At 72.2% G+C, this 11,625-nt stretch carries 12 protein-coding genes; 11 read left to right on the top strand and 1 reads right to left on the bottom strand.

Annotation, left to right across the window (positions count from 1 at the left end):
• Positions 1 to 37: 37 nt before the first annotated feature.
• From AB0K60_RS02525 to AB0K60_RS02500, 6 genes are all read left to right on the top strand, one after another.
• The gene (locus tag AB0K60_RS02525) at positions 38 to 565 is read left to right on the top strand and encodes a hypothetical protein (protein WP_364047724.1); all 528 of its coding nucleotides are present in this window, start codon (positions 38 to 40) and stop codon (positions 563 to 565) included.
• 134 nt (positions 566 to 699) lie between these two features.
• Positions 700 to 2,154, top strand: coding sequence for an extracellular solute-binding protein (locus tag AB0K60_RS02520; RefSeq protein WP_364047722.1), 1,455 nt, complete (start codon positions 700 to 702; stop codon positions 2,152 to 2,154).
• Positions 2,155 to 2,159: 5 nt separating this feature from the next.
• Positions 2,160 to 3,098, top strand: coding sequence for a sugar ABC transporter permease (locus AB0K60_RS02515; protein WP_364047720.1), 939 nt, complete (start codon positions 2,160 to 2,162; stop codon positions 3,096 to 3,098).
• Entirely contained in the window at positions 3,095 to 3,949 is an 855-nt protein-coding gene (locus AB0K60_RS02510; protein WP_364047718.1) for a carbohydrate ABC transporter permease, read from the top strand. The genes AB0K60_RS02515 and AB0K60_RS02510 overlap by 4 nt, the downstream gene beginning before the upstream one ends.
• Entirely contained in the window at positions 3,946 to 5,025 is a 1,080-nt protein-coding gene (locus tag AB0K60_RS02505; RefSeq protein ID WP_364047716.1) for an NAD(P)-dependent alcohol dehydrogenase, read from the top strand. Before AB0K60_RS02510 ends, AB0K60_RS02505 begins: the two co-directional genes overlap by 4 nt.
• Positions 5,026 to 5,091: 66 nt before the next feature.
• Positions 5,092 to 5,925 carry a DeoR/GlpR family DNA-binding transcription regulator gene (locus tag AB0K60_RS02500; RefSeq protein ID WP_364047714.1) on the top strand — a complete coding sequence of 278 codons (834 nt, stop codon included), beginning with the start codon at positions 5,092 to 5,094 and terminating at the stop codon, positions 5,923 to 5,925.
• Positions 5,926 to 5,985: 60 nt separating this feature from the next.
• Here AB0K60_RS02500 and AB0K60_RS02495 read toward each other — a convergent pair whose 3' ends face one another.
• Positions 5,986 to 6,663, bottom strand: a complete 678-nt coding sequence (locus AB0K60_RS02495; protein ID WP_364047712.1) for a histidine phosphatase family protein — start codon at positions 6,661 to 6,663, stop codon at positions 5,986 to 5,988.
• Positions 6,664 to 6,846: 183 nt separating this feature from the next.
• Between AB0K60_RS02495 and AB0K60_RS02490 the strand changes: the two genes are divergently transcribed.
• The 5 genes from AB0K60_RS02490 (at position 6,847) to AB0K60_RS02470 (ending at position 11,619) form a co-directional block, all read left to right on the top strand.
• On the top strand, positions 6,847 to 7,002 hold the full coding sequence (locus AB0K60_RS02490; protein WP_364047710.1) for a putative ATP-grasp target RiPP: 156 nt from the start codon (positions 6,847 to 6,849) through the stop codon (positions 7,000 to 7,002).
• Positions 7,003 to 7,064: 62 nt separating this feature from the next.
• Positions 7,065 to 8,072: an MvdC/MvdD family ATP grasp protein gene (locus AB0K60_RS02485; protein WP_364047708.1), complete on the top strand. Its 1,008-nt coding sequence runs from the start codon at positions 7,065 to 7,067 to the stop codon at positions 8,070 to 8,072.
• Positions 8,073 to 8,297: 225 nt separating this feature from the next.
• Positions 8,298 to 9,269 carry a TIGR04500 family putative peptide maturation system protein gene (locus AB0K60_RS02480; RefSeq protein ID WP_364047706.1) on the top strand — a complete coding sequence of 324 codons (972 nt, stop codon included), beginning with the start codon at positions 8,298 to 8,300 and terminating at the stop codon, positions 9,267 to 9,269.
• A complete protein-coding gene (locus AB0K60_RS02475) occupies positions 9,266 to 9,478 on the top strand; it encodes a hypothetical protein (RefSeq protein ID WP_364047704.1) in 213 nt (70 codons plus the stop codon). Before AB0K60_RS02480 ends, AB0K60_RS02475 begins: the two co-directional genes overlap by 4 nt.
• The gene (locus AB0K60_RS02470; RefSeq protein ID WP_364047702.1) at positions 9,475 to 11,619 is read left to right on the top strand and encodes a peptidase domain-containing ABC transporter; all 2,145 of its coding nucleotides are present in this window, start codon (positions 9,475 to 9,477) and stop codon (positions 11,617 to 11,619) included. The genes AB0K60_RS02475 and AB0K60_RS02470 overlap by 4 nt, the downstream gene beginning before the upstream one ends.
• The last annotated feature ends 6 nt before the right edge of the window (positions 11,620 to 11,625 follow it).

Raw genomic sequence — 11,625 nt, 5'->3', positions numbered from 1 at the left:
TCTCCGGGGTCTGCCACCTTCATGTGGAGATACCCGATTGGTAGCGATCGACGGCCCGGCGGGGTCGGGGAAGACGACGTTCGCGGAGCGGCTCGGCGCCGCGGCGGGGGCACAGGTGATCCACAGCGACGAGTTCCCGGTGCCCTGGGACGGCTCGCCGGACGCGTGGTTCGCCCCGCTGACCGCGCAGGTGCTCGACCCGCTGCGGGCGGGCGGGCCGGGGCGGTTCCGCCGGTACGACTGGGTGCGCGGCGAGCACGCCGAGTGGATCGAGGTGCCGCCCGCGCCGCTGCTCGTGCTGGAGGGGGTCGCCGCCGCGCGGCGGGCCACGGCCGGCCTGCTGGCGTACGCGATCTGGGTGGAGGCCCCCGATGATCTGCGGCTGCGGCGGGTGCTCGAGCGGGACGGCGAGCACCTGCGCGACGAATGGGAGCGCTGGATGCGCGCCGAGCGCGAGTGGTTCGCCCGCGACGACACCCGGGCGCGCGCCGATCTGCGCGTGCTCGGCACGCCGGGATCCGCGGCGGCGCCGCGGGATCCGTCCGCCGAGTTCACCACGTTTTAACATCATCATCACGTGATCTATCACGATAAGACGAAGGAGTCTTGTGATCCTCCGCATAGAGCGCCTAACATCTCGCAACATCACGTGATGAAGCGGGGGATTTCGCGCTCATGCTCCACGTCCGGGAGGACGCAATGACTCATTCCCACCAGGTGTCCCGCCGCGCCCTGCTGCGCGGGATCGGCGCCGGCGCCGCCGGAGCCCTCGCCGCGGCGGCGCTCAGCGCCTGCGGCGGGTCGGACGGCGGCGGCAGCGCCCCTGCCGCGGGCGGCGACCCGTGGAAGAGGTTCCAGGGCACGACGATCAACTTCATCTCGGAGAACACCGCACCGTCCGCGGCGATCGCAGCCAACACCAAGCCGTTCACCGACCTGACCGGCATCAAGATCAATATCCAGCAGATGGAGCTGACCAAGCTGGTGGAGAACGTCTCGCTGGACTTCTCCAGCGGCACCGCCCGCTACCACGTCATCTACGCCGACCCGTACCAGGTGCTCGCGCCGTTCTCCGAGGGCCTGGTGGACCTGAACGAGTTCATCGGGAACGACGAGTTCCCGCAGCCGCCGCAGGGGATCGGGGACTTCATCCCCAGCCAGCTTCAGGCGGCCGGCCGGTTCCTCGACGAGAACAAGCTGTTCGCGCTGCCGTACGACACCCCGACGATGATCTGGCAGTACCGCGCCGACCTGTTCGAGAAGTACCACGACAAGATGTCCGACGACCTCGGCTTCGACCCGACCCCGTCGATCAACCTGACGTGGGAGCAGTACTTCAAGATCGCCGAGTGGTTCAACAAGAACGCCAAGGACGACGTCGCGTACGGCACCGGCCACCAGGCCAAGCAGCACGACTCGCTGCAGTGCGACTTCTCCGACGTGCTGTGGGCCTACGGCGGCGACTACTTCGAGGGCGGCCAGAGCCTGGGCACCCTCGGCACCAAGAACCCCGGCAAGTCCACGCTCACCAGCGACGCGGCGATCGCCGCCGCCGAGTTCTACAACCGCCTGCTCGGCATCGCCCACCCCGGCTCGCGCACCTGGGACTGGGACGGCGTGGCCAACGCCTTCCAGGCCGGTCAGGTCGCGATGTGCCCGAACTGGCACGAGTTCGCCGCCGGAAACGAGAAGGCGCTGCCGGGCAAGGTCGGCTACGCGCCGCTGCCGAAGGGCCCGGCCCGCTCGGCGAACATCTGGGGCGGCACCGGCGTCGGCATCAACGCCAACTGCTCGGACGCCGAGCGCGGCGCGGCCTGGCTGTTCATCAACTGGGCCACCTCGCCCGACACCCAGTTCATGACGCTCGCCAGCGAGGTCGGCGGCGGCACGCCCACCCGTACCTCGGTCTACCAGCGGCCGGAGGTCGCCGAGGCGAAGAAGCGCCCGTCGAAGCTGCCGAACATCCTCACCGCGGACGCCGTCAACGAGGCGTGGAAGCAGGAGAACATCGGCCTGCGTCCCAAGGTCGCCACCTGGAACCAGCTCAACACCGCCCTGTTCACCGAGCTGTCCCGCATGATCACCGGAGCGGTCAAGCCGGACGCGGCGATGCGCACGGTGGCGCAGAAGTTCGACGAGATCAACAAGGTGTGATGCCGTTGTCCTCCGACCTGAACCAGGTCGCGGGCGCGGCGGCCGGGACGGGCGTGCGCGCGCGGTCGCGCACGCCCGTGCGGCTGCCCGGCTTCGAGATGCGGATGATGACCCCCGCGCTCGTGCTGCTCGCCGCCCTGTCGCTGCTGCCGTTCCTCACCCTGATCTACATGGGCTTCACCGAGGTGAAGCTGCTCGGCGGGCTGCGGTTCGAGTACGCCGGCCTGGACAACTGGCAGCGCCTGCTGACCGACCCCGACGTGCGCTCCTCCTGGATCGTGAGCCTGATCTACCTGGTGCTCACGCTCGGCGCGGAGATGTTCCTCGGCATCGTCGTGGCGCTCGTGCTGTACCGGATCACCCGGGGGCGCGGCCTGGTGTTCGCGCTGGTGCTGCTGCCGATGTTCCTCGCCCCGATCATCGTCGGGCTGCTCGGCCGGTTCCTCACCGACTACACCATCGGCCTGTACGCGTGGGCGCTGCGCGGCCTCGGCTTCGAGGGCGACGTGCTGGCGAACGGCACCACCGCGCTGCTCGCCGTGGTCGGCATGGACGTGTGGCAGTGGACGCCGCTCGTCGCCCTGATCACCCTGGCCGGGCTCTCCGCGGTGCCGCAGCCGCTGCTTGAGGCGGCCGCGGTGGACGGGGCGGGGTACTGGCAGACGCTGCGCTCGGTGGTGTTCCCCACGATCCGGGGCGTCCTGCTCGTCGCGCTGCTGGTGCGGGCGATGGACGCGGTCCGCTTCTTCGACATCATCACGATCACCACCAACGGCGGCCCGGCCGACGCCACGAAGATCATTCCGATCCGGTTGTACGAGACGGCCTTCCGCTTCCGGGAGATCGGCTACGCGTCCGTCATCGGCCTGGTGATGCTGCTGTTCTCGATCATCCTGGCGAACGTCTTCGTCGGCGTACTGGGCAGAAAGGGGCTCACCAAGTGAGCGGCTCCCCCACGACGCTCGGCGGCCGGTCGGCGGCGGCGCGCGTGCTCACCTGGGTGCTCGCGGCGATCATCCTCGCCTGGACGGTGGTCCCGCTCGCCTGGATGCTGCTGTCGTCGTTCAAGCCGGAGAGCGCGATCAAGACGACCACGCCGACGCTGGTGTTCACCCCGACGCTGGACAACTACGGCAACCTGTTCGGCGCGGGCAACGACATCACGCCGTTCATGGTCAACAGCGTGATCGCGACCGTGACGGCGACCGCGCTCGCGCTCGTCCTCGGCACGCTCGCCGGGTACGGCCTGGCCCGCTGGCACGGCCGGGGCCGCCGCCACCTGGCGTTCTGGATCATCAGCACCCGGATGGCGCCGATCGCGGCGGTGATCCTGCCGCTGTTCATCATGTTCCGGTATCTGGGCCTGCTCGACTCGGTGGCCGGGCTGATCCTGGCGTACCTGTCGTTCAGCCTGCCGTTCGCGATCTGGCTGATGAGCGCGTTCTTCGCCGACGTGCCGCGGGCGATCGAAGAGGCGGCGCTGGTGGAGGGGGCGACCCGGTGGCAGGCGTTCTGGCACGTGGTGCTGCCCACGACCAAGCCGGGCCTGGTCACCACCGCCGTGCTGTGCGCCGTGTTCTCCTGGAACGACTACGCGTTCGCGTCCAGCTTCTCCGGACCCTCCTCGCAGACGCTGCCGATGGCGGCCGGGCGTCTCATCACCCAGGGCGGCATCGACTGGGGCCAGCTCACCGCGCTCGGCGTCGTCGTCACGCTGCCCATGATCATTGCCGGACTCGCAGTTCGCCGGTGGCTGGTCACCGGCCTGACCCTTGGAGCGGTGACCGCCGAATGACCGACGTACGAACCGCCGGGCCCGACGGCCGGCGGGAGCCCCTGCCGCAGACCCAGCGGGCCGCCGTCCTGCACGCACCCGGCGACGTCCGCCTGGAGGAGCGTCCCGTGCCCGTGCCCGGCCCCCGCGAGGCGCTGGTGCGGGTGGCGGCCGTCGGCGTGTGCGGCTCCGACGTGCACTACTACGAGCACGGCCGGATCGCCGACTTCGTGGTCACCTCGCCGCTCGTGCTCGGCCACGAGGCCTCGGGCACGGTCGTCGCGACCGGTTCCGAGGTCACCCGGGTACGGCCCGGCGACCGGGTCGCGTTGGAGCCCGGGGTGCCCTGCGGCCACTGCGGCCAGTGCCGTACCGGCCGCTACAACCTCTGCCCTGACGTGCGGTTCTTCGCCACTCCCCCGATCGACGGCGCGTTCGCCGAGTACGTCGTGCTCGACGAGGCGTTCACCCACCCGGTGCCGGACACGCTGTCGGACGATGCGGCGGCGCTCATCGAGCCGCTGTCGGTGGCGGTCTGGGCCAACCGCAAGGCCCGCGTCGAGCCCGGGATGTCGGTGCTGGTCAGCGGGGCCGGGCCGATCGGCCTGCTGTGCCTGCAGGTGGCGCGGGCGCGGGGCGCGGCGCGGGTCGTCGCGACCGACATCAGCGAGCACCGCCTCGCCGTGGCCCACCGGCTCGGCGCGGAGACGGTGAACGTCCGCGAGCGCGAGCCGTCCTCGGTCATCCCCGACGCCGACGTGCTGCTGGAGTGCTCCGGCAGCGCCGAGGCGATCGCGTCCGGCATCCGCTGCGTCGCCCCGGCGGGCACGGTCGTGCTCGTCGGCATGGGCGAGCCGACGCCGCCGCTGCCCGTCGACGTCATCCAGCAGCGCGAGCTGTGGGTGACCGGGACGTTCCGGTACGCCCACGTGTATCCGGCCGCGATCGAGCTGGCCGCGTCCGGGTCGATCGAGCTGGACGGGCTGGTCACCGCGCGCTTCGGGCTGGCCGAGGCCGAGCAGGCGTTGCTGGCCTCGCGGCGGGATCCCGCCGCGCTCAAGGCGATCGTGCGCCCGGACGGCCGGACAATGGGGTGACGGTGATCGACCGCCGGGGGCAGGGCGGCGCCGGATGCCCGCAGCCATGATCAGAAGGGGATTGTCATGCAGCGCCCGATCCGCCGGTTGACCCCGGTACAGATCGAACGGCATCGCAAGACCATCGAGCTGCTCGAACAGCGCGGCGAGGTCTCCATCGAGGAGCTCTCCGAGGAGTTCGGCATCAGCGCGATGACCGTCCACCGCGATCTCGACATCCTGGAGAAGCAGGGCCTGCTGCGCAAGGTGCGCGGCGGCGCGGTGCGCCAGCCGGCGACGCGGGGGCCGGTGTTCGCGCTGGACAGCGAGGCGAGCTGGCACGACCGCGCCCAGGTCGCGCTGCGGGAGAAGGAGGCGATCGCCACCCGGGCCGCGCAGCGGCTGCAGCGGGGCATGACCGTCTTCATCGACGACAGCACCTCGTGCCTGCCGCTCGTGCCGTACCTGGCGAGGCTGTCCGGGATCACGGTGGTGACGAACTCGTTATCGCTCACCCGGGTGCTCGTCGAGTCGGGCCTGGAGGTGGTGATGATCGGCGGCACGTACCGGCCCGCGTTCGACGCCAACGTCGGCCTGCTCGCCCACGACGCGATCGGCCGCATGCGCCTGGACGCCGTCCTCATCTCCACCCCCGCCGTCAACGGTGGCGTCTGCTACCACCCGGACCAGGACTCGGTCCTGGTCAAACGCGCCGCCCTCGCCGCCGGCGGCGAGCGCATCCTGCTCGTCGACCACACCAAGTTCACCCGCGTCGCGCCGTACTCCTTCGCCCGCCTGTCCGACTTCACCCTCGTGGTCACGGACACGGGCACGCCGGAGGAGGAGCATCGAGGGCATCTGCCCCCCGAGAACCTCGCCGTCGTCGACGTGGCCCGGGAGGCCGCCGCCGACGCCGACTGAGCCGATGTCCCCCGGTCAGATGTCCCCCGGTCAGATGTCCCCCGGTCAGATGTACTCCGGTCACAGGTGCCCGACGGCGTTGAAGCCGCCGAGGTGGAGGCGGCCGTCCCGGCGCTCCCAGGTGGAGACCGAGGCGTTGGCGACCGGGCCGAAGGTGGCCAGGCCGGTCATGTCGGTGTCGTCGTCGCGCTCCAGCACGTGCCGCAGCACGGCCACGACCGAGTCGTGCGCCACGACCAGCACCCTGCGTCGCTCCGCCGCCCGGTTCAGATCGGCGAGGAACGCCCTCAGCCGGGCGGCGACGTCCGCGAACGACTCCCCTCCGGGCGGGCGGTAGGCCCACTCCCCCAGCAGCGCCCGCTTCCGCGCCTCCTCGGGAAACCGCTCGTCCACGGCCTTGTGGTTCATCAGCTCCAGCTCGCCCATGACGCGGTCGATCAGGCGCTCGTCCTCGTGGACGTCCCGCGGCGGCTCGGTCATCAGGCTCGCGGCGATGCGCCAGGTCTCCCGGGCCCGGTGGTACGTGGAGCACCAGACCAGTTCCGGCCTCCGCGTCGCGGGCAGTTCGTCCAGCCACCGGCCGAGGGCGGCCGCCTGCGTGCGGCCGAGGTCGGTCAGCGGGACGTCGGCGTCCGGTCGGGGGAACTCCAGCGCCTGGCCAGTGCGCAGGGACTCGCGGTAGGCGGCGTTGGCCGCGCTCTCGCCGTGCCGTACCGCCATGAGCACGTCAGGACCCACGTGGTTCTCCTTCCCTGTCGCACTTAGTCCCGCACAAGTAAGCGACCAGAGATGCACAAGTGGCTTTTTTACGTTATTCCCCAGGTGCCGATCACGCGCCGGGCGTCGCTCGGCGACACGCGTTCCGCACCGTCCTGGAAACCATGAGACGCCGTCCGGGGGATGGCGGAAAGAGGGGACACCATGTCCAAGTTCACCATTGATGACCTCGCGGCGATCGGGCCCGAGCTGGACGAGGGCGACCTGCGGCTGGTCAACGGCGGCCGTCGGTCGGAGGACACGTCGAGCGTCGTGATCGACGTCTCCGGCGGCGGCTCGTGGCGCGATAAGGACTTCTAGCCGGCCGGGCGGGGGCGCCACGCCCGGCGCTCCCGCCCTCCTTCGCTCCGTAAGGGGGACAGATGGCGGGCGACATCCTCGTGCTCACGGTGGACGGCGATCCGCACGCCGAGCACGTGGCCGGATTGCTGGCCGGGCGGGGGGCACGGCCGGTCTTCTTCGACCCGGCCGACTATCCGGCCGGCGCCGTGCTTGAGGCGGTGTACGACCGCGACGGGCGGGTGCGGCGGCGGCTGCGCACCGGGTCGGCCGACGTCGACCTCGATCGCCTGACGGCGGTGTGGTTCCGACGGCCCCGTCCTCCCGTCGCCCATCCCGAGATCGTGGACGCGGCGGCCCGCGGCTACGTCGAGCAGGAGTGCCTGGCGTTCGCCGCGGATCTGTGGGACCAGCTCGGCTGCCGGACGGTCCCCGCGCCCAGGGGCGTCGTCACGCTCGCCCAGCGCAAGTCGTCGCAGCTCGCGCTGGCCGGCCGGCTCGGCTTCGAGCTCCCGGCGACGCTGATCACAAATGATCCGGACGCGTTCCTGGACTTCTACGCCCGGCACGACGGGCGGATCATCACCAAGCCGTTCGACAATCCGTGGGCCCCCCGGGCGGACGGCGAGGAGACGAGCCGGCTCGCCGAGCCGGTGTCCACCCGGGACGTGGCCTACGCCGACGCGATCCGCTTCGCTCCCGTCATCACGCAGGAGTACGTGGACAAGCGGGTGGAGCTGCGCGTCACCGTCGTCGGGCGGGCCGTCTTCGCCGCGGAGATCCACTCCCAGGAGAACAACCACGCGCGGTTCGACTGGCGCCGCTACGACCTGGGCAGCACGCGGCACGAGGTGCACCGGCTCCCCGGTGACGTGGCGCGGCGCTGCGTCGAGATCGTCGAGCGGCTCGGGCTGTGCTACGGGGCGCTCGACCTGATCCTGACCCCGGACGGGCGATACGTCTTCCTGGAGGTCAACCCGAGCGGCCAGTGGCTGTGGATCGAGCAGGCCACCGGCCTGCCGATCAGCGAGGCCCTCTGCGACCTGCTGCTGTACGGCGAGGTGCGCGCGGCGACCGCGCGACCCGCCTGAGCGGCCCGTACCGCTCGGCCCGTACCGCGCGGTCCATCCCGACGCCGACGTACGCGCGGCGTGATCACAGGCCACGGCGCGGGGCGTGCTCCGTCGCCCCGCGCCGTCCTCCCACGGCGGCGACCGCCGATGTGATGAGCGCGCCGGCCACCCGGCGCCGATTCCGCTGTTCCCGATCCGAGCCGACGGGCCCGGACCACCCCATCTGTGTCGAAGGAGACGGGGATGCTTGCCGACGCGCTTGACACCCTGCGTGACCTGGCCGATCTGGAGCCCCCGCAGGCCGAGGAACGCCTGCGCGACCTGCGGGAACGCCACCCGCAGGTGCGCTTCCGGCTGCTGTGGCAGCGCGAGGAGTACGACGACTCGCTCCACTACGACCTGCTGATCAAACAGCCGGGCGCGGGCAGCGTGTCGCTGTCGTGGTGCCCGGACCGGGCGCTGCCGTGGCCGATGCGCGGCGTGCACCGGGCGAGCGAGCTGTTGCTGCTGCGGGTCGACGGCGTCGGAGTGCGGGTCGCCGACGCGGTCGCGCGGCTGGACTTCCTGTGGGACGAGGCCCGGCTCGCCGACCGGATCGTCACCGGCGCGCTGCTCCAGGCGGAGCTGGAGGAGTCGCCCGTCGAGCTCACCGACGAGGAGTTGCAGGAGGCGGTGGACGCGTTCCGCCGCGCCCGGGGGCTGCTCACCGCGGAGCGGACCCGCGAATGGCTGGAGCGCCGCTGCCTCACCGAGACGGATCTGCGGGAGCTGGTGACCGGGGAGGCGGCCGCGGCGCGGTTGCGCGAGCGGGTGACGGCCGGGCGGGCCGAGGCGTACTTCGCCGGGCACCGGGCGGAGTTCGGCGCCGCCCGGATCGCCCGCCTGACCTTCCCCGATGCCGCAGCGGCCGGCCGCGTCGCCGCCGAGCTCGTCGCGGGCGCGGACTGCTACGCGGTGGCCGAGCGCGTGCCCGGGGCCCGGCTGGTGATCGAGGACGTGCCGCGGGCCGAGGTCGGCGAGGCGGAGGCCGGGGAGATCCTCGCGCCCGACCCGCGAACCCTGATCAAGGTGATCTCCATCGGCGAGGCCGTGTTCGACGCCGCGACGCGCCGCCGGGTGGAGCGGCGGATCTTCGAGGAGTGGGTCGAGGAGCGCCGCCGTACCGCGAAGATCGAATGGTTCTGGGGCACCACCACCCGGACGAGTGCGCTGTGAGCCGCCGGATCTTCCGCGAGCAGGCGCTGCGCCGCCACGCCGGCCGCGCGGAGCGGTCCCCGGCGCCCGAGCCGGGCGCGGTCAGGTTCGTGGTCCTGTGGCTGATGGTCGCGCTGCTGGTGGCCGTGCTGGCCCTGCTCGTCTGGCCGCTCCTCGGCTCCGGCGGCTCCCCGGGAGCCGGGGTGGGCGTGCCGGGAGGCGGGCGATGAGACGGGTCCCCGTCATCGTGCAGAACTCCGCGACCGAGTGCGGGGCGGCGTGCCTGGCGATGGTGCTGTCCTTCCACGGCCGGCGCACCACGGTTCAGGAGGTCTCCGACCGCCTGGAGGTGGGCCGGGACGGGCTGAGCGCGCTGGCGATCGTGCAGGCGGCCCGCCTGTACGGCCTGCAGGCCAAGGCGTTCTCGCTGGAGCCGACCGACCTGGCCCGGGTGCCGATGCCCGCCGTCGTGCACTGGGAGTTCCAGCATTTCGTGGTGGTGGAGCGGTGGACGCCGCGCCACGTGGACATCGTGGATCCCGGCCACGGTCGGGTGAGGCTCAGCGCCGAGGAGTTCGACGCCGGCTTCACCGGCGTGCTGCTCGCCTTCGAGCCCGCGCCGGGCTTTCGCCGGCGCCGATCCGGCGCCGCCCGCGCCTGGCGGCTGCGGTTCCTGCGCACGCTGCTGCTGCGCAGGAAGGGGCTGCTCGCCCAGATAATCGCGGCGTCCGCGCTGCTGCAGGTGCTCGGGCTCGGCCTGGCCGCCGGGTTCCAGGTGATCGTGGACCGGGTCCTGCCGGGCGGCGGCGAACACCTGCTCGCCCTGGCCGGCGCGGCCGTGCTGGCCGCGACGGCGACCCAGTTCGCGGTGGCGTACCTGCGGTCGGTGCTGCTGGTCGCCCTGCGCGCCCGCACCGACGGCGAGGTGACCCGCGACCTGGTCGCCCATCTGGTCGCGCTGCCGTACCGGTACTTCGCCACCCGCGGCAAAGGCGACCTGCTGAACCGGTCGAACAGCGTCGCCTCCCTGCGGGAGATGCTGACCGGCCAGATCCTGTCGACGCTGCTGGACGGCCCGCTCGCGGTCGTCTACCTCGCGCTCGTCTTCGCCGCCGACCCCGCCATCGGCGGCGTGCTGGTGCTGCTCGCCGCCGCCCAGTGCGGGCTGCTGCTCGGCACCGCCCGGAAGGTCGGCGAGCTCACCCGGCGCGAACTGGTCGCGCTGTCCGCCAGCCAGAACCGGCTGCTGGAGGTGATCGGCGGCATGGAGACGCTGAAGGCGTCCGGCTCGGAGCCTCGGGCGATGCGGCGCTGGTCGGAGGAGTTCGCCGTCCAGCTCGACGCCGACCTGCGCGGCGGCCTGGTCAAGGGCCTGGTCGAGGCGGCGCTCGCCGCGATCCGCTATCTGGCGCCGCTCGTCCTGCTGTGGGCCGGGGCGTGGCGGGTGCTCGACGGCTCGCTGAGTCTGGGCATGCTGCTCGCGCTCAATGCGATCGCGGCCGCCGCGCTCACCCCGCTGGGTTCGCTGATGACCGCGCTGCAGGGCCTGCAGCAGGCGGGCGCGCACTTCGACCGGCTGTCGGACATCCTGGCCGCCGACCCCGAGCCGTCCCAGGGCATCGAGGTGCTGCGCCTGCGCGGCGCGATCGAACTGCGCGGCGTCGGCTTCCGGCACGACCCCCGCGGCCCGTGGATCCTGCGCGACATCTGGCTGAACGTGCGGCCCGGCCAGAAGGTGGCGCTGGTGGGCGCCTCCGGCTCCGGCAAGAGCACGCTGGCCCGGCTGCTGCTCGCGCTGCACCCCCCGACCGAGGGTCAGATTCGCTACGACGGCGTGCCCGCCTCCGAGCTCAACCCGCACTCGCTGCGCCGCCAGTTCGGCGTGGTCACCCAGCAGCCGTCCCTGTTCACCGGCACGATCAGGGAGAACATCGCGCTCAACGACCCCGGCGCGTCCCTGGAGCGCGTCGCCGAGGCGGCCGCGCGCGCCTGCGTCCACGACGAGATCGCCGCCATGCCGATGGGCTACGACACGCTCCTGGTCGAGGGCGGCGGCCTGTCCGGAGGCCAGCGCCAGCGGCTCGCCCTCGCCCGCGCGCTGCTGCCCCGCCCCAAGGTCCTGCTGCTCGACGAGGCCACCAGCCAGCTCGACGCCTCGACCGAGGCCGCGATCGAGGCCCGTCTCACCGGCCTGACCCAGACCCGCATCGTCATCGCCCACCGTCTCAGCACCATCCGCGACGCCGACCTGATCCTCGTCCTCGACCAAGGCCGCATCGTCGAACAGGGCACCCACGCCGAACTCCTCGCGCACGGCGGCCGCTACGCCCACCTCGTCGCCACCCAACTGGCCGGCGCCGCCGACCGATAAGGCCCC

Origin of the sequence: Thermopolyspora sp. NPDC052614, from assembly GCF_040678635.1 — a bacterium.
Classification (GTDB): domain Bacteria; phylum Actinomycetota; class Actinomycetes; order Streptosporangiales; family Streptosporangiaceae; genus Thermopolyspora.
Note: the sequence above shows the minus strand (reverse complement) of the source record. Positions and strands in the feature narration are given on the sequence as shown.